The organism is Vibrio sp. ER1A (genome assembly GCF_000733315.1).
GTDB lineage: Bacteria > Pseudomonadota > Gammaproteobacteria > Enterobacterales > Vibrionaceae > Vibrio > Vibrio mediterranei.
This window is the reverse complement of record NZ_JPJA01000086.1, coordinates 436,956-456,284: the sequence shown is the minus strand read 5'-3', so window position 1 is coordinate 456,284 and position 19,329 is coordinate 436,956. Positions and strand designations below refer to the sequence as shown.

General features: G+C 44.0%; 16 protein-coding genes. 3 read left to right on the top strand and 13 right to left on the bottom strand.

The window, feature by feature from the left end; all coding sequences use genetic code 11:
* Positions 1-8: 8 nt before the first annotated feature.
* Genes HW45_RS09465 through HW45_RS09455 form a run of 3 tightly spaced genes read right to left on the bottom strand, consistent with a single transcriptional unit; the run spans position 9 to position 3,249 of the window.
* Positions 9-1,244, bottom strand: a complete 1,236-nt coding sequence (locus HW45_RS09465) for an ABC transporter permease (RefSeq protein WP_038226581.1) — start codon at positions 1,242-1,244, stop codon at positions 9-11.
* On the bottom strand, positions 1,234-2,463 hold the full coding sequence (locus tag HW45_RS09460) for an ABC transporter permease (protein WP_038226579.1): 1,230 nt from the start codon (positions 2,461-2,463) through the stop codon (positions 1,234-1,236). The genes HW45_RS09465 and HW45_RS09460 overlap by 11 nt, the downstream gene beginning before the upstream one ends.
* A 33-nt stretch (positions 2,464-2,496) precedes the next feature.
* Positions 2,497-3,249 carry an outer membrane lipoprotein-sorting protein gene (locus HW45_RS09455; protein WP_038226577.1) on the bottom strand — a complete coding sequence of 251 codons (753 nt, stop codon included), beginning with the start codon at positions 3,247-3,249 and terminating at the stop codon, positions 2,497-2,499.
* 275 nt (positions 3,250-3,524) lie between these two features.
* On the opposite strand from HW45_RS09455, the gene glgC reads away from it, so the two are divergent.
* Positions 3,525-4,769, top strand: a complete 1,245-nt coding sequence (gene glgC / locus HW45_RS09450; protein ID WP_327196410.1) for a glucose-1-phosphate adenylyltransferase — start codon at positions 3,525-3,527, stop codon at positions 4,767-4,769.
* Between the two features lie 68 nt (positions 4,770-4,837).
* On the opposite strand, the gene HW45_RS09445 is transcribed toward glgC, so the two are convergent.
* Positions 4,838-7,240 (bottom strand): chitinase C-terminal domain-containing protein, encoded by a 2,403-nt coding sequence (locus tag HW45_RS09445; protein ID WP_235225483.1) that lies wholly within the window; start codon positions 7,238-7,240, stop codon positions 4,838-4,840.
* Positions 7,241-7,706: 466 nt separating this feature from the next.
* On the opposite strand from HW45_RS09445, the gene HW45_RS09440 reads away from it, so the two are divergent.
* Both HW45_RS09440 and HW45_RS09435 read left to right on the top strand, forming a co-directional pair.
* Entirely contained in the window at positions 7,707-8,312 is a 606-nt protein-coding gene (locus HW45_RS09440; protein WP_038226572.1) for a hypothetical protein, read from the top strand.
* A gap of 147 nt (positions 8,313-8,459) precedes the next feature.
* Complete coding sequence (locus HW45_RS09435) at positions 8,460-9,602, top strand: iron-containing alcohol dehydrogenase (protein WP_038226570.1); 1,143 nt, start codon at positions 8,460-8,462, stop codon at positions 9,600-9,602.
* Positions 9,603-9,698: 96 nt separating this feature from the next.
* Here HW45_RS09435 and HW45_RS09430 read toward each other — a convergent pair whose 3' ends face one another.
* The 9 genes from HW45_RS09430 to HW45_RS09390 form a co-directional block, all read right to left on the bottom strand.
* The gene (locus tag HW45_RS09430) at positions 9,699-10,703 is read right to left on the bottom strand and encodes a substrate-binding domain-containing protein (RefSeq protein ID WP_038226569.1); all 1,005 of its coding nucleotides are present in this window, start codon (positions 10,701-10,703) and stop codon (positions 9,699-9,701) included.
* 59 nt (positions 10,704-10,762) lie between these two features.
* Entirely contained in the window at positions 10,763-11,683 is a 921-nt protein-coding gene (rbsK, locus tag HW45_RS09425) for a ribokinase (protein ID WP_038226568.1), read from the bottom strand.
* A 150-nt stretch (positions 11,684-11,833) separates the two neighbouring features.
* Complete coding sequence (rbsB, locus tag HW45_RS09420; protein ID WP_006070510.1) at positions 11,834-12,712, bottom strand: ribose ABC transporter substrate-binding protein RbsB; 879 nt, start codon at positions 12,710-12,712, stop codon at positions 11,834-11,836.
* Between the two features lie 75 nt (positions 12,713-12,787).
* Positions 12,788-13,768, bottom strand: coding sequence for a ribose ABC transporter permease (gene rbsC / locus HW45_RS09415; protein ID WP_006070511.1), 981 nt, complete (start codon positions 13,766-13,768; stop codon positions 12,788-12,790).
* Positions 13,765-15,270, bottom strand: coding sequence for a ribose ABC transporter ATP-binding protein RbsA (gene rbsA / locus HW45_RS09410; protein ID WP_038226566.1), 1,506 nt, complete (start codon positions 15,268-15,270; stop codon positions 13,765-13,767). The genes rbsC and rbsA overlap by 4 nt, the downstream gene beginning before the upstream one ends.
* 33 nt (positions 15,271-15,303) lie before the next feature.
* Positions 15,304-15,723, bottom strand: coding sequence for a D-ribose pyranase (gene rbsD / locus HW45_RS09405; RefSeq protein ID WP_038226564.1), 420 nt, complete (start codon positions 15,721-15,723; stop codon positions 15,304-15,306).
* Positions 15,724-15,952: 229 nt separating this feature from the next.
* On the bottom strand, positions 15,953-17,557 hold the full coding sequence (locus HW45_RS09400) for a sensor domain-containing protein (RefSeq protein WP_160171213.1): 1,605 nt from the start codon (positions 17,555-17,557) through the stop codon (positions 15,953-15,955).
* Between the two features lie 198 nt (positions 17,558-17,755).
* On the bottom strand, positions 17,756-18,334 hold the full coding sequence (locus HW45_RS09395) for a sugar O-acetyltransferase (RefSeq protein ID WP_038227712.1): 579 nt from the start codon (positions 18,332-18,334) through the stop codon (positions 17,756-17,758).
* Between the two features lie 180 nt (positions 18,335-18,514).
* Positions 18,515-19,189, bottom strand: a complete 675-nt coding sequence (locus HW45_RS09390) for a type 1 glutamine amidotransferase domain-containing protein (RefSeq protein ID WP_038226560.1) — start codon at positions 19,187-19,189, stop codon at positions 18,515-18,517.
* Between the last annotated feature and the right edge of the window lie 140 nt (positions 19,190-19,329).

The following is a 19,329-nucleotide window of genomic DNA, read 5'->3' as shown; positions in this document are numbered from 1 at the left end:
CCTTTTGATTATTTCTTATCAGACATGGCTTCAACCGGCTTCTGTTTAAGGATTTGTCGTGCAGGATAGAGCGCAGCCACTATAGAGGCGATAAACACGGTGACAAATACCATCAGGTATTGTTCATTGGAGACCGTTGGGAACAGTAACGTATCTACGCCATAAGCGCCTAACCCTTGCGCCATAGAACCAAGTGACAACCCCGTGTGACCTAAAATAGCAATAAGTGCTTTGCTAAATACAATACCTAAAACGGCACCTAAGCTACCTAGTAACACAGTTTCTAGCATCACCAGCATAAAAATCTTGTGCTTTTGCATTCCCACGGCCATTAAAACGCCAAATTCTTGAGTACGTTCAAAAACCGACATCAACATGATATTGACGATACCAAACGCCATCGCCACGACAAAAACCGTCAACATCACTTGATTACTGATTTTCATCGTATTAATCATGGTTGCCAATAACGGTTGCAATTGATACCAACCTTGTACCACGTTACCACTTGGAATGAGCGATTGCAGGTCTGAGACAACATGTCGTACTTGCTCTTCACTGTCAGCGTTAGCCTTTGCGGTTACTTGGACGGCATACTCATGAACTCCATTAAGTTGTGCCAGAGATTGGATGTCGGACTTTCGGACTAAGACGTGACCATCATCGTAAGCTGATGATGGCGTTTTAAAGATACCGCGAACTCGGAATGCCGCTCCCGTCACCTCTCCTTCAGGGTCGGTAAACGTAATCACCACCTTAGAGCCCACGCGAAGCTTTAGACGCTGCGCATTTTTGGCCGACACTAATATCGGGTTACGACCTTTTTCATCAAGCCACTCCCCATCAACGAGACGTTCTGCAATTGGTGTAAAGTCACGTTCATTGGTCGAATCTATGCCCAATACCGTTACACCACGGGTGCTGCGAGCTGATGCCATCATGCCATCCACAACGAACCTAGATACCCACTGATTGATATTCGAGTTTGCCTCAAGTGCAGCTTCAATTTGCTTATCACCAATTACGGTGTCTTTAATATCAGGATTCTCATCGAATCTTTGATTATGGATCTGTAAATGACTGGTTTGCCAAGCAATAGCATTATGGACCATGTTGTCAGTCATACCATTCATGAATCCCATCATGGCAACCACCCCCACCAGACCGAATACCATAGCGCCCGCCATGATCCCGGTGCGAATTTTGTTGCGCCATAGATTACGCCACGCCAATTTAATGAGCATGTGATCCCCCTTTTAGCGCAGAAACCAGATTGAGACGATAGAGACGCCAACTTGGGTAGACTAGACACAATAATAAGATGAACGTGACAGCCACGGCTTGGGTCATAAATAACGAAAGATCGAGGTGAACCGGAAGAATCGGCTCGAAGCCGGCTTCAAGCATCATTTGAGCAGCATCACCTGTTATCTCGATAGGATTTAAGAAGAAATAACCTAGAACTGGCATGGTCAATAGCGTACCGATAACAATACCTAAAAGACAAATGAACGCCGATTCAATGAATAACAACCCCAGTAGTTGACGTCGTACCATACCCGTTGCAAGCATGACGCCAAACTCTCGCTGCCGTTCCAGTGTCATCATCATGACAGTCGCAAACAAACCAAAACCAACAATGCCATATAAGATGTAAATTAAGAAAATTCCACCTGCACGATCCAAGGCAATTTGTTGCGCCATTTCAGGGGATAGGTCTTGCCAACCCCTAACTTTCAATTGATCCTGATAATGATCTTTAAGCTTTGTTTCGACAGTTGCAACGTCATCAAGGGAGTCGGTGTGCAATACCCAAGAAGTGACTTGATCACCAGTACTGTATAGCTCTTGTGCAAGCTTGATCGGCATATAAACCATTTGGTTATCCAGTGCTTTCACTGGGAAATGAAGCAATCCATTTACAGTGTAAAGCCCCGCAGCAGTGTGTCCTCTGTAACCTTGACCGTAGAGTATTATTTCATCACCTACGTTCAGTTTTAAGTACGAGGCTAGTCCTTCGCCCAATAAAACACCGTTACTGTCAGAATCGATGAAATTCCCAGAACTGACTTTACCACTAATATGTGAATAACGATCTTCTGCCTCCGGATCCACGCCCAAAACCAACACACCTTTAGAGCGGTCATCGGCCGCAGCCAATGCGACAGACTCAAGTCTCGGCAAAATATAGCTAACACTATTCATGTTCTTTAGATAAGGAAACTGTTCCAGGTCACCCGATATCACATCATCGATACTGTTGCTTTCAGCATATTCTGGGTGCTGTAATTGAATGAGCCCGGTATAAAAGCGTGCCGCGTTATCTATGTTGGCGTTGTAGCTTCCTTCTTGAAAGCTACGAGTTAACAGAGACAAAAAAAGGGCTAATGCCAGCGCCGATGCGGTTAGCAAGGTTCGGCGTTTTTGTCGCCACAGATTTCGCCAAGCCAGTTTTAATAACATGATGAACGCTCACTCCTTGTTTTCATGTAGGCGCTAGTCGCGCAACGCTTTCATTTGGCTTTGAGAGAAGAAGCTGTCTTCAATAGCAAAATTAAACTGTGCCTGATGAGTGATCATTTCTGTCTTCTGTCCGGGTTTATCAGCTGGAATCATCTCCATACGTGTTGCCACTTTACGTCCACCTAATTCCTTGATGTCAAAGGTTTGCATTGTATTTACCTTCTCATCAAACTCATCATAGAACTCCGCTTTACGTTGTAAGAAGGTCTCTTTTGAAATCCACAGTCTTACCTTACTCCAAACTACTGGCGCATCCGGCTTAGCATACGCGTCAATGACCCAAGTTTGCTCACCATCGAAACTCTCTTCTTTCACTAACTCATGTGTGTAATCAACCACAATGGAAGACTGGTTTATGAGGTCATCATTGGTAAAATCCGATCCCATCCATGATTGTCCCAACATAGATGGCGCAATCTTTACCACCCTTTCAATATTCGGTAACCAGTTCCACATTTCCCGTTGACGTTTTAGCGAGGCAGAACCTTTATCTTTTGCAGGTGCCGTAACCAAGACAAGGGAAAGGTCTTGCCCTTTGGTCCAACTCTTCATACTCATTGTTCTCGTCCAATCAGGCCTGATAATGCGCATGGTGAGTTCGGTATAGCTTGAATCGCCTCGCATAGATTGGTCAGATTTGACGACGATATCCGATGGGCTTAATGCCAGGCTCGGTAAGGAAAACAGTAATAGTAAGGCAGCAATAGCGCGCAATATAAATCTCATTGGGAATACCTGTTCTTATCAGTTTGGAAGACTATATCAATTCTATAAATATATATTTGTGATGCATGACATTTCCATAACTATCGAAGTTAAAATTCTGCAAGTTGCACCATATTGAGTCAATGCGATATCACTGCTGCTATTCGGGTGCAACTTTCGAATAGACATCACTAAAATGGTGCAAAGCTCAACTTAAGAAACTCCATAGCGTCGAATAATCAGTAAGTTACGATATGGCTTAGATCTTGTAAGGATTAATAGACCCCCAATAAAAATTGCACACATTCAGGGAGAAGACGATGCAAGATGTTCTTACGATTGTTCTCGCAGGAGGCATGGGTTCACGGTTAAGCCCTCTAACCGATAACCGCGCTAAACCTGCCGTACCCTTCGGTGGCAAATACCGAATTATAGACTTTACGCTAACCAACTGTTTGCATTCTGGATTACGACAAATTCTAGTTCTCACTCAATACAAGTCTCACTCCTTGCATAAACATATCCGAGACGGTTGGTCGATCTTCAATCCCGAACTAAAAGAATTTATTACCGTCGTACCACCGCAAATGAGAAAAGGCGGCAAATGGTATGAAGGCACTGCCGATGCTATTTATCACAACATGTGGCTCCTTTCACGAAGTGATGCTAAGCACGTAGTTGTGTTGTCAGGCGACCATATCTATCGTATGGATTACGCAGCTATGGTTGAAGAGCACAAGCAAACTGGCGCTAAGCTTACGGTTGCTTGTATGGACGTTCCGCGAGATGAAGCCAGTGCGTTTGGAGTAATGGCGACCAATGCTGAGTCGCAAGTGACAGCATTTGCTGAAAAACCGGCAGATCCAGCGGCCATGCCGTCAGACCCTCGTCGTTCCCTTGTCTCTATGGGCATCTATGTATTTGATATGGAAACACTTCAGCAAGCTCTAGAAGATGATGCTGAACTCGATAGTTCAAGTCACGATTTCGGAAAGGATATCATTCCTAAGTTGATAGACTCACAAGGTGTTTATGCTTACAACTTCGGCCAAGATAAAGGCCGCGTGGCACGAGATTGCTACTGGCGAGATGTCGGCACCATTGATTCGTTCTATGAGGCGAATATGGACTTACTAGAGCCTGTTCCACCAATGAATTTATATCAAGAAAACTGGGGAATACGGACATATGAACCTCAGTTGCCTCCAGCACGCACTGTCCCTTCTGCGACAGGGAACGAAGGCATATTTATTAACTCGATTATCGCCAACGGTGTGGTCAATTCTGGTGGTTCAGTCCACCACTCCATTCTGTCATCTAACGTAAGAATCAATGATGGTGCGACCATTGCTGACAGTATTTTGTTTGGAGAGGTTACCGTCGGTGAAAACTGTCAATTAGCAAACTGTATTATCGACAAGCACGTTGTCATTCCTGCCGGCACAGTGATTGGCCTAAACCCATCACAAGACGCGGAGCGTTTTCATATCTCAGAGAAAGGTATTGTTGTAGTACCGGAAGGCTATGTATTTGCAGACTAAAACTCTATGAAATAAATTACAAAAGCCGCCAATATAACTTGGCGGCTTTGTTGTTTAGTTGCTATCTATTAGATAACGCAGACTTGTTCCCAACTACCGTCACTTCCTGGTACCGAGTTCGTCCACCACTTCGCTTTGTAAACCACTCCGTTGTGACTCATTTTATCACCACCACTCGCGTGGCTAGGGTCACCTTTCCAGTCCGTTTGAGGGAAGTTTGGATAAGCATTAACTCCTGTGGTATTACACGTTCCAGAGTTACCACCTCCATCGCCACCGCCATTATTCCCACCACCAGCGTTCAAGTCAGCAAGAGGAAGATCAGGCTGTTCGAACTTAAATGCATAGTCGACACCATTAACATTGACTGCATAATTAGCAGGACCGGAGATAGGTAGGTAGTACACCATATCCAGTTCATAGCTCGTCCCAGCAGCTAAACTCTTCCAGCTTGGTAGCGTAAAGGCGACGCGATGCATTGGTCCGTCTAGACCACCGATATTATTCGTTCTAGTATGACCAGAAGCGATAACTGTTAATCCACCGCCAGACTGGTCTTTAGCGTTGTCCGGTGCCGATACAGGAATATCAAATTGAAACTCAGTGCCACCTGGAATGTCGGTGCCTGTATTGTTGGTGAAAGTGATTTTAGGATTGATTGGGTAATTTTGGTCACCTACTTTGAAACCATCGATAGAAACAGCAATATCAACAGCCTCAGTTGGTATCGCCCCCGTAGCGACTTTATTGCCATACGGGCTAGCACTCAAGAATTTGTCGTACATGGCTTTGGTCATGCTATTACCCATATGATATTCACCATTACCAGTTGCACATGCTTGTTCCGTAAGATCAACCGCTCCACGATTACCATTAACGTCTAGTACATAACAATTGTAGTCACCCGCAAGTTCCCAAAACATGATGCCGCCAATTTCTTTATCAATGACGTATTGCGCTTTTACATCAATAGATTCCACATCTTCGGTAGAAAGGAAAACGTTCTTTTCTGCATTCCACAGCCAGGGGGCGACGGCAACGCTGTCATAGTTACGAGTGTAGGTTCCTACAAGCTTATCACTTGGGTCGTTTACAGGATCTAGACCATAGGCTTGTGCATAGGAGCCCCAGATACCCTTTTCTAAGTTCTTCGCATGCCACATAGGGTTAGAACCTGCGCCCATTTCGTTGCCGTTAGCATCTTTGTCATGCCACATATTGTCGATACCTAAAGCACCGTATCCACAGTTGTTTTTCTCTCCCTCTCCTGTTCCTGCCGGGCATTCAGATTGATTTGGAAGTGGTGCTCGTCCCCATAGGCCGTTGTTGCCACCAGAAACGTTTTGCCATCCTCGGGTATAGTACGGAACACCAATATTGATTCGACCAGCAGGCATGGAACCACGGAAATAGTGATAAGCCCAATCAGTGTTTAGGTACCCGATGCCACCATAAGCTGCCGTACCATAGACGTTCCATTGTGCCAGTTCAGAGTCTTCACCTGTGTCATAAAGGGCTGCGTTATGGCCTACATGGTCATTCCATGCTCCGTGAAGGTCGTAGGACATAATATTCACATAATCAAGATATTGGGTCACCGACATGGTTTCCATACCACGTAGTAAGTAGCCTGAGGATGGTGCCGCAATCGTCAACATATAGTGCACACCATCTTGAGCGCTGACCGCGTCCAGTTTCTCACGCAGTACTTTCATCAACACTTCATACGACTTCCAAAGATGTGCTCTTCGGCTTTCTGCAAACGCTTTGTCATCTGGGTTACCCGCGCCTGCCATAGAGGTAGGATATTCATAGTCAATATCCAAACCATCAAACTGATACGTTCTCATCATTTCAACGGCTGAAGTAGCAAAGGTTTCAATTCCTTGATGATTAATCGATCCATCAGCATTAGTGGTCATAGTATAGAAACCACCGTCAGCAACTCGTGTACCGTCGGTAGCGAAATGGCCACCGGTCTCAGCCCAGCCTCCTATAGAGATCAGGGTTTTTACACCGTGTTTCTTTTTCGCTGTCGCTAACGCCCCAAAATGGCCTTTAAAGCCAAGCACAGGATCAACTTCCACACCCGGCCATTCCTGACCTACCGCAACATTATTCGGATCATTAACGTCACCAATATTAACTTTGCCATCTGAGCCTATACTGACGAACGCGTAGTTGATATGAGTTAATTGGTCCCAAGGAATATCTTTAACTAAGTAGGCAGCCTGAGGATCATCCCCTGAACGCCAACTCGTAAAGTAACCAATTACTCGGCGTGGGTGGTCCGCCCCCATCAACTCTCTCCCCTCTGCATCATAAATAGTGCAATAAGGTACCGTTATGCCTGGTGTCTGATATAAGCCATCTGGACGACAGTCAGTTTGTGATGCGTTCGCTTGAGCATTATTACCATATAGTGAAGCAGCACAAACCAGTGCTAATAAGCTTAGAGAACCTACATTCAATGTAGGTGTGAGCTTTCTAGTATGTTCCATTACGAATCCTTTCTTAACTAGTAGAAAATTTCACAATGATGCAATGAATCATAAGGACTACGACTTTTTTATGAATTTACAATTCAATTACATCTCAGAAACACACTTTAGATACGACAAAAATAAAGTGTAACTTTTGAGCCTTTATTGAGAATTCTATTGATGGTTTTTAAGAAATGTCTCGCAATTAATTGCTGTTACACTGAAATAACGGGGCACTTATTTTGCGTCAAGAATACAGATTAAGAATGATTCGATAGGCCAAATAACAGAGTATTATATTTCTTGCTAATACCACCTAAGCTAGTTAATTAATGAATCCATTTTGCATCAGGTTAGTATGTTAGATACTTCGCTAACATACTAATTAAATGGAGAAAAATTTGCAGTTCCATCCTATACTGGCTCAATAACTATCAATGACAAGGAATTGATCATGAAAGTACGTTCGCTATTAGCTGTCGCCATTTCTTCTGTCGTACTATTCGGCTGTGGTGCCAATACTACACAAGGCGCTGCAGAAGGCGCTGCAGTCGGTGCTGTCTCTGCCGGTATGCTGGGAGCACTTACCGATCTAATCGTTGACGGTGAAGTAGACACCTACCGATTGAGTCGAAATGTTACGGCTGGGGCTCTAGCCGGCGGTACTGCTGGAGCCGTAGATGGATACGCCAAAGACCAACAACAAGAAGCACAACAACAGAAAGCACCGGCACCCGCTAAGCCTTCGTTGGATTTTGGTCCCGATATCGATGCTTCGGTGAACGCATTAATTTCCTGTCAACATGATAATGCTTACCGCTCAGCACTTGCTGCCGAGAGTGCGTCTCAAGAATCTTATAAGGAAGCAGGAGTCGCTATGCAGGCCCTGATCGACTTTGACCGTGATAACACTGAGGGCGTTGATCGAGCGGTGAGCAAATTCGTTAAGATGAGTTCATCCATCAACGATCCTGCCGTCGCACAAACCCAGTTAGAAGCATTCCATAAAGAACTACAGCAAGAACGAGAGATTGCTGGCCTATCTCCTAATTGCTCTTAACTGCGCATTAATTCGTCCATCATTACAGATAGATCAGGTTTAACACTTGAAGCCTGATCTATCTGCCCCAAACATAAGTAGCATAAATGCAATGCACCCTCTCCATAATTAAGGTGCATTTACTACATTGGAATGTGAGGCAATACCATGAAATTTAGCTACGTAAATCCTACAGTAATTCATTTCGGCCAAGGCCAAATTGCACAGATCTCTTCTAGCATACCAACGTCCTCCAAAGTACTCGTTGTCTATGGCGGCGGCTCCATTAAAAGCAACGGAGTTTACGATCAAGTCGTTGAAGCTTTGCAAAATCACAAATGGTTAGAGTTCTCAGGCGTAGAAGCCAACCCTACTAAAGAGACCTTAGACAAGGCTATCGAACTGGTTAAATCTGAAGGCGTTGATTATTTGCTCGCAGTGGGTGGTGGTTCTGTTATTGATGGAACTAAGTACATCGCCGCAGCGTCATTACACGATGGCGACAGCTGGGACTTAATTACAGGCCAATATAAACCCGAAACTGCTGTGCCTATCGGAGTAATACTGACGTTACCAGCAACAGGTTCCGAGTCAAACATGGGGGCGGTTGTCACCAAGAAGTCGACTCATGAAAAGCTGGGCTTCATGACACCACTAGTTCGTCCTCAGTTCGCAGTACTCGATCCGGATGCAATGAAGACATTGCCAGAGCGTCAACTGATTAATGGGCTTGTTGATGCATGGGTTCACGTTTGTGAGCAATACATCACCACTCAGACAGGCAACATGGTTCAAGAAGGGTATGCCGAAGTGCTGCTACGTAACCTGCTTCAACTTGGGGCTAAGTTTGAGCAACGTGACGATGCGTGGCGTGAAAACTTAATGTGGACAGCTAACCAAGCACTTAACGGCTTAATTGGTACAGGGATGCCTCAAGACTGGGCTACTCATATGATCGGCCACGAACTGACCGCTCTTTGGAATGTTGATCACGCTCGCTCACTGGCGATTATTCAACCGTCACTGCTACGCAGTCAGATGACTTTCAAGCGTGGAAAAATTGAGCAGATGGGACGCAACGTCTTCCAATTAGAAGATAGCGATGATCTAGCGGAGCGCACCATCAGTGCAATTGAAGCTTTCTATGCCAGCCTAAATGTTGATGCTCAACTATCCGAAGTAAGCGGTGACAAGTCTGATGCAGTAGAGGCAGTCTTAGCGAAGCTTAAGCAAAATGGCTATGTTAAGTTAGGTGAGAATCAAGCAATTACCCTAGACGTCAGCCGAGAAATTCTCACTAACGCGCTGTAAATTCTCAGTAGAACGCTGTAATTGAAACACATACCAATAACATCAAAAAAGCACCTGCCAAATGCGAGGTGCTTTTTTTATTTTGTCGCGAACAGCCTACAATACTGACTTTACACTGTTTCTCACCACTAGGGTTGGCTCTAACTGTACTACGTCAGGAACCTCTGTCGTTTTATCTATTTTGGCTAACAAGGTTTCAACTGCAGCTTTACCCAACCGATATTTAGGCTGGTGAATCGTTGTTAAAGCAGGCGTCATGTATTTTGCTATGTGAATATCATCATAGCCGATTATAGACAGCTCTTCGGGCACCTTTACGCCTTTGTCATGAGCGATATTTATGGCGCCCATCGCCATCATGTCATTGCACACAAATATCGAACTCGGTAATGCACCACGAGACATTAATATCTCTAGAGACTTAGCTCCACCATCACATTCAAAATCTGACTCAATAATCCAGTCGGGATTTAGTAGCAACGAATGTTCTTTTAGGGCTTTTTTGTAGCCCTCGTAACGCATCAAAGCCTGATGGCGATTCAATGGTCCAGTGATACAACCGATTTCCCTATGCCCACATTCGATCAAGTGCTTAGTCGCTAGATAACCTCCTAGATAAGAGTTATCTTGAATTTTGTCACTTTCAAAATGGATAGGCCCCCAATCCATCACTACCACCGGTATTGTTGGATACTGGTCGAAGATATCCAGTTTCTCACCTTCTAGTGTCGAACACATAAGAATCAGCCCATCAACACGCTTTTGCAGAAGCGTATCGATGGATGCTCTCATGCGCTCAGTATCCCCTTCTGTATTGCACAGAATAAGGTTGTAGTTTTGATGATAACAGCTACGTTCTACCCCTTTTACCACCTCACCAAAAAACGGGTTGGTTGAGGTTGTCACTAACATTCCAATTGTTCGTGTACGGTTCATTTTTAAGCTACGAGCTAGTGCTGAGGGGGCATAGTTCAGCTCTTTCGCTGCGCTATTCACACGCTCCGAAATCTCTTCACTCACAAACCGAGTTTTATTGATGACATGACTCACTGTCGATGTGGATACGCCAGCTAGTCTTGCTATGTCCTTCATCGTTGCCATTGGGCAATGCTCTCCGCTACTGCTTATCCATTGTAGTCGCCTAATATCAGCGCCTTATTTTAAGCTTTTTGCTCTAAAAACTCTTTTACTTCATCTAGCGAAGGAATGGAAGTCTGAGCACCAAATCGAGTCACCGAAATAGCGGCAGCAGCATGAGCAAAAACGATCGCCTCTTCAATCGATTTTCCTTCAATTAAACCAGTAACCAACGCGCCATTAAATGTATCACCCGCAGCCGTGGTGTCCGTAGCATCTACTTTAAAACCAGGGATACGCTCACCGCGACCATTTTGACTTAACCATACACCTTTTGAACCTAGCGTAATCATGACAATTTCAATGCCTTTACGGTGAAGTTCATTCGCTGCTTCTTGTGCTGACTCATCGTCAGTAACTGTAATACCAGTAAGTACTTCCGCTTCTGTTTCGTTTGGCGTGATCACATCAACACACTCAAGCAGAGAGTCTGGTAACGCCATCGCTGGTGCGGGGTTTAGGACTACGTTAGTTTTCGATTGTTTTGCCAGTTTTGCCGCATACTCTATGCCTTCAATAGGAGTCTCAAGCTGTGTCAGCAAATATTTTGCGCTTTCAATCATCGCCCTATGTGGTTCAACGCGAGCAGTAGTTAACTTTGCGTTCGCTTCTGCAGAAATACAAATACTATTCTCACCGCTTTCTGCCACTTGTATCATCGCGATACCTGTTGGGGTTCCTGGCTCCAATTGCACACCCGCGATATTGATACCGTCAGCTTTGAATGCTTCGCGAATGTTAATGCCAAACGCATCATCGCCTACACAGGCAATAAAACCAGTATCTCCACCAAGGCGCGCCGCGGCTACAGCTTGGTTTGCACCTTTACCACCAGGAATCACTTGGTAATTCATACCGTGCAAAGTTTCACCCGGTCTAGGGAAAGAAGGAACTTGCAGCACATGATCTGCATTCACACTACCCAATACGATGAGTTTATTCATACATTGTTCCTTTTTACTCAAATAAATTAACTTGGGGTTGCCTTGATATGACAGGCCGAAATTAACTTAGACGAGACAGGCTTGCTTCATTCAAAGCTCTCCTTTTGTTAAAGGAGAGCTTTACTATCCTCAAAAGAGGGAGTCTGGTGATTATTCAGTCACTACTTTAAGTGGTACAGGAATGTACTCTTCGACTTTTTCGCCTTTCAGTACTTTATCTGCTGTTTCAACACCTAATGCACCGATCATGTCAGGTTGCTGAGCGATAGTTGCAGCAAGCTTGCCACGTTTAACCGCTGCCATACCGTCTTCTGTGCCATCAAAGCCAACAATCATCACGTCTTTACCAGCTGCTTCAACCGCACGAAGTGCGCCCAGTGCCATTTCATCGTTCTGTGCGAATACCGCTTGAACATCAGGGTTAGCTGCTAGAAGGTTTTCCATTACGTTCAAGCCTTTAGTACGATCAAAGTCTGCAGGTTGGCTAGCAAGGAGCTCCATTTGAGAACCTTTTACAGCGTTCATGAAGCCTTCACCACGTTCGCGAGCTGCCGACGTACCAGCAATACCTTCAAGTTGGATAACTTTCGCTTTCTCACCTACTTTTTCCATGATGTAGTGACCAGCCATTTCACCACCTACTACGTTATCAGATGCGATATGACTAACTACGTCGCCACGGCTAGCACCACGGTCAAGAGTAAGTACAGGGATATTAGAACGGTTAGCCATGCGAATTGCGTTAGATACTGCGTCAGAATCGGTTGGGTTGATCAGAATCGCTTTGACGCCACGAACGGTTAAATCTTCAATGTTTGACAGCTCTTTGCTTGGGTCATTCTGAGAGTCCAAAACGATCAGGTTATAACCCAAATCTTTTGCTTTTGCCTCTGCGCCTTCTTTCATGGTTACAAAGAATGGGTTGTTAAGAGTAGATACAACAATTGCCATCGTGTCCTGTGCCGATGCCGTTGCAGACATCGAAGCAGAAAGTACCGCAGCAGAGATAAGAGTTGCTAGTTTTTTCATCGTTTTAGTCCTTTGTGTAGGGGGCGGCTCAACTTAATGTCGAGCCAGTTATTGTTAAATTGTGTTTACGAGTTATTACTTGTTTTTGTTGTCTACCAGTACTGCCAGCAGAATTACCACTGCTTTAGCAATCATTTGGTAGTAAGAGGAAACATCTAATAGGTTCAGAGCATTGTTTAGGAAGCCAATAATAAGAGCACCGATTAAGGTTCCCATGATTCGTCCTTTACCGCCCATCAAGCTAGTACCACCAAGAACAACGGCAGCGATAGCATCTAACTCATAGCCCATACCTGCCGTAGGTTGTGCTGATGATAAACGGGAAGTGACTATGATGCCTGCTAGTGCTGCTAACAAACCACAGATGGCGTACACACCGATTTTTACTTTGTCGACGTTTATACCAGACAAACGTGTCGCTGATTCATTGCCGCCTAGTGCGTAAACATAACGACCAAATCGTGTATGGTTAAGTAGGTACCATGCTGCCGCAAAAACAATCACCATAATCCAGACTGGTACCGGAATGCCCATAGCGTAGCCTGTACCAAACCATGCGAACGCATCAGCGGTATCAGTGAAGCCAGTTGAAATCGGACGACCATCGGTGTAAACCATAGTGACACCGCGTAACAAGGTCATCGTTACCAATGTTGCTATAAAGGCTTGCACCTTACCTTTCGCGATAATGATGCCACTGATCGCACCCAATGCAGCACCTGCAAGTAAAGCAGTAGGAACGGCAATTAATACCGGCACTTCCATGGCAATCAAACTTGCTGCAAACGCACCGCAAAGAGCTAATACCGAGCCAACACTCAAGTCGATACCCGCCGTCAAAATGACCAAGGTCATACCCACCGCGATAATAGCGTTAACAGAGGTTTGGCGTAGAATATTCAGAATATTGTCTACGGTGAAAAAGTTAGGGTTAAGGAATGACACCACGACAATCAAGAAGATCAAAGCGATCAGCGACTTCTGCTCAATTAACCACTCTTTGTTAAAAAGAGGCTTCTTTTTTTCCGTGTCAACGCTCATTGTTTTGTTGCTCATGCTGCTTCCTCACTTACATTTTTGCCGACAGCGCATGCTAATAGTTTTTCTTGGTCTGCTTCGTGTGCCATAAACTCTCCGCTTATATGCCCTTCATGCATAACCAAAATGCGATCACTCATACCCAATACTTCAGGCATTTCTGATGATACGAGAATGATGCTCATACCATCTGCTTTAAATTTGTTGATAAGCTGATAGATTTCTTTTTTCGCACCGACATCAACGCCACGAGTGGGTTCGTCCAGAATCAGAACTTTTGGTTTGGTCATCAACCCTTTGGCAATAGCTACCTTCTGCTGGTTACCACCCGATAAGTTACCGATGATCTGATCACGAGACGGTGTTTTGATGTTAAAGAGCTTAATGAAGTCCTCTACTGCAATCACTTCCTCACCATGTTGAATCTGGGCACCTTTAGACAACTGTTCGAGGGCACAAAGAGACATGTTCTCTTTAACGGATAAACCGAGTACCAAACAGTCACCCTTACGGTCTTCGGAGATATAAGCGATACCATTTGCCAAGCCATCCTGAGGGCTGCTTGGGTTAATGGTTTTACCATTGAGTATCACAGAGCCAGACTCTCGCTTGCGAGCACCATAAATAATCTTCATAAGCTCGGTGCGCCCTGCCCCCATAAGCCCGGAGATTCCCAGAATTTCTCCTTGGTCTAAGGTAAAGCTAACATCATTCACGCCTGGACCTGACAGGTTTTGCACTTCTAAGCTTGTTTTACCGTGAACCGCATCAATGCGAGGATATTGTTCGTCTAACTTACGACCAACCATCATTTCAATAAGTAGGTCTTCATCGGTTTCCGCTACAGTGCGTTGACCGATGAACTTGCCATCACGCAATACCGTGATGTCGTCACAAATCTCAAAGATTTCTTTCAAACGGTGTGAAATGTAAACTATGCCGCAACCCTGATCGCGCAGCTCATTAATGACGCTAAATAGCGACTCAGTCTCGGTGTCAGTTAATGCGTCGGTTGGTTCATCCATAATGATGACTTTTGATTCGAACGATAGTGCCTTGGCAATTTCCACCATCTGTTGCTCACCCAGACTCAACTCACCCAATGGTGTTTTGGAGCTGTGCTTTACATTCAAACGAGCCAACAAACGATCGGCTTCGGCATACATCTCAGTCCACAGAATGCGACCAAACGCGTTCGTTTTTTCTCGACCTAGAAAGATGTTTTCCGCAATAGTAAGCTCGGGAATTAGATTTAACTCTTGGTGGATAATACTGATGCCAGCTTGCTGAGAGTCTCTTGGACCTTGGAATGCAGCTTCAGTACCTTGATAGCGCAAATCTCCAGAGTCTTTAGAATAAATACCTGTCAACACTTTCATTAACGTCGATTTACCAGCGCCATTTTCACCTAGCAAAGCCATGACTTTGCCCGGATACACATTCAAACTGGCTTTATCCAAGGCTTTGACCCCTGGGAAAGCTTTTTCAATATCGCTTAATTGTAATATTGGTTGCAGCATGTTAGTTGTCCTGTACTGTCTGTGCTTGCCGGACTAAAAGACGACGCCCGCTTGAAAAATCACGTTAGCATAAGGTGTACATTCACCTGTTCTCACTACCGCTTTTGAATCGTGTGTTCTTACTTTGAACTCTTCATGTGAAATATATGCAACTGAAATCGCTTTACCCGTTGCTTGCTTCTCTTCTTCTATCGTCGTAATCAGTGCGTCATGGAGTTCAGGGCTTACTTGTTTAAATTCCTCTGCAATTATCACACCTTCGATTTGCGCTTCTCCAAGATAAACTTTAACCGTATCCAGGAAGGCGGGAACTCCGTGAGTTAACGCAAGATCGATGCGCTGCACGTGGTCTGCTATAGGTAACCCTGCATCACAAATAGTCACTTCATCTGTGTGACCTAATGTGGACACTAAATAGGAAAGTTCAGAGTTAATTAGAGCACTTTTTTTCATGTCTTATACCTGCTTCATGCGGCTTTATCGAGACTGTATTCTGGATAAATATTTTTTGATAATTCTGTCATCGAAACGTTTCGATGACAATCCTAGCGTAGTTAATCAAAAGATCGAGAGAGGGAATGGGCAAGTGTGAGCCAGATCGGACTATCGAAACGTTTCGATGAGTTTTCCGTGAATGGTTTCAAATTGTGACAATTGGAATTAAAAGAAGGAAATAGGCAGCTTAGCTACCTTGTTGCATACGAAATGAAATGTAAGGACCTGATGCAAAATGGCAGCCAATCGTTTTTAACGACTGCAGTTGCTGTTCAGTCGTAACCCCTTCCGCAATAGTTTCGATATTAAGCACTTTAGCTAACCCAACAATCGCTTTAGCCACCTGCTCTACCGAAGTATCTTGCGCAATTTCTTCTGTCAGTTGAGCACCTACTTTTAGTTTTTGGATAGGCAGAGCACGCAATTCGGAGATGGAAATATGACCCATTCCAAAATCTGCGACGGTAATTTGACAGCCGAAATCGACTAATTGGTAAAGCTCATCAACGCAGCGCTTTTTAGAAAGCATATCTTCAAACACTTCTAATACTAGACACTGTGGAGGCAATTTAAAGCGCTCAAGAATTTCAATAACTTCTTGAACAAACAAACCGTGACCAAAATTCTTTGAAGACACTTTAACGGCAACCGTTTTTAGCTCACCTACGGTTGCGTATTTACAAGCCTGCTCGATAGTAAATAAATTAAGTTTGCGAACCAACTGCGACTCTTCCGCAATAGGAATAAACTCAAAGCGATCGACGTTACCAAGAACTTTATCCACCCACTCTAAACGGCTCTTATAAGCAACCACTTCATTCTTATGAAGATCGATGACTGGCATAAAGCTAACTTCTAGCTTATGCAGCTCTATAGCCTCAGCAAGCCTTTGGGCTAGGGCTTTTTTACGTCCCCACTGGGTTCCCATCTCTTCGTTATAACTTACCCACATCGTTTGGCATTGCTTGGCACGATACATGGCAAGGTCAGCTTGCTTAAGAAGCAAACTGGTTGGAATACGCTTACTCTCGTTCGTTGTAATACCAACCGCAGCTGAGCCGCGCTCGGATTTATTACCGATTTCGATGTAAGCGATGGCATCCAATAGATTTTGGGCAACACGCTCTGCAACGTCTACATCACACTTAGGCAATAACACAACGAACTCATCCCCGCCTAGACGAGCAACAACTCCGTCTTCCCCTACCACATTCTTAAAACGTCTGGCGACATTTTGTAGAAAGAGATCACCATAATCATGCCCTTTACTGTCATTAATTGATTTAAATTCGTTTAAATCAATTAACAGCAACGAATATGGTTCAGTGGACTCTTGGTGCTCTACTAAGAAATTCTGAAGATGATCGAAAAATGACGTTCTATTAGGCAAACGAGTGAGTGCGTCAAAGTACGCTAAATCACTTAGTTTTTCGGTTAAGTTCTTTTCGGAGGTAACATCTCGTTTGACCGCAATATAGAATTTTTGGCCTTGATACTCGAATGGACTAATGTGTGCTTTTTCCACAAACAACGTACCATTCTTTTTTCTATTTATCAGCTCACCATACCAATCCTTGCCGGAAAGAAGTTTCGACCACATATCACGGTAGGTTTTTTCGGTTGTTTTTCCAGAGCGAAGAAAATTAGGATTTTTCCCGATCACTTCTTGCTCACAGTATCCAGTAAGATTATAGAATTGTTTATTAGCGTATTTGATATGTGCGTTGACGTCAGTAATTAGGACAGCAGCAGAAGCACTTTCCAACGCTTTTTCCATCAAACCTAATGACAATTCAAAATCCGAATACTGCAACGCCAAATCCACTACAAATAGAAACTTATAGAACTAACGCCGTTATGATAAATTTTTATGGAATGGACATCAAACAAAACGTCAAAAAATCGTTATCCAATCAACAATTTTTTGACGCAAAGTTAAATTACTGTTTTTGCTTTATTTTATTCTTGCGTTAAGACGCAAAATAGGCATTTATTGACTGGACCGTTGGCCATTATCGATTTCCTTAATAACCTTACAAGGATTGCCTACCGCCAAACTATTAGCCGGAATGTCCTTTGTTACCACGCTTCCTGCACCAATAACAGCATTGTCACCAATAGTAACGCCTGGACAAACAATAACGCCGCCACCTAACCAAACATTGTGCCCAATTTTAATAGGTAGACCAAACTCCACTTCATCCTCGACTCGACCTTTAACATCCAGTGGATGGCCTGCCGTATATATTTGTACATTAGGAGCAAAAAGAACATTGTCGCCTATCTCAACCACATTGACGTCTAAGATGACGCAATTGAAGTTAGCGTAAAAGTTTTTTCCAACATGAATATTTTCACCATAATCACATCGAAATGGTGGCTCCAGATATAGATTACCAGAGCGATTAGGAATTAACGCCTCTTGAGCTTGTTTCCATTCCTCTGTGTTAGGGATACTATCATTGAGTTTTTTTAGAATTTTTCGGCAGTTTACACGCGCTTGAAGCAGCTCTTCATCCCAAGCTTGATAAGCTTCACCCGCTAACATCTTTTCACGTTCAGTTTTTATAGTCATTGCTAGAACCAGTAGAGTAATTAACTAAAATATATTGCTCTAATTGAATCTAATACACTATTTACTATGTCAACAAAACGTCAGATATAGATCAACGAAAGCAAACAATTTCGCTGTCATCACACTTTGTAGTGAGCCTTTCAACAGTAAAAGTAACTAAATTGTGTTTCATATCTAACGTCCTGAATTAAGATGATCCACGACAGCTTCTGCGGTAGCTGCAGAGCTTGCGGGGTTTTGACCCGTGATTAATTGCCCGTCTATTTCAACGTAACAACTCCAGTCATCACCCTTAAAATAGAGCCCTCCGCAATTGGTGAGTTCTTCTTCAACAAGGTATGGCACAACTTCACTCAAACCAACGGCTTGTTCTTCACTATTACTAAAACCAGTCACTCTTTTGCCCTTTACTATCGGCTCTTCGTCATCTCCAACAACATTGATAAGGACGCCGGAGGCATGACAGACAGTCGCTACGGGCTTGCCTTGACTGAAAAAATCATCGATAAGAGAAACAGAATCTGGGTCACAGGTTAGATCCCAGAGGGGACCATGCCCACCAGGATAAAAAACAGCATCATAATCTGAGGCTTGAACTTCTACTAGTCTTAGAGTTTGAGCTAGGTGGGTTTGCGCGACTGGATCTTGCTCGAATTTGGTGGTGGACTCAGTTTGAAACTCTGGAAGTGTGCTCTTGGGGTCAATTGGAGGCTGTCCCCCCTTAGGAGAACAAAGAGTAATATGTAAGCCAGCGGCCTTAAAGACATAGTAAGGAGATGCGAATTCTTCAAGCCAAAAGCCCGTCTTCTCATTTACATCGCCAAGACGGTCATGGGATGTGATGACCATTAGTATTTTCTTTTGACTCACTAAGAGTTCTCCTACTAGAGCTTTCTTTTAAACCTAGTGAGTTTATGAGAATTTTCAAATCCAAACACGAGATGACTAAAGGTTGGCATCCAGCCTAGAGCGATGGAAACCAACCTAAA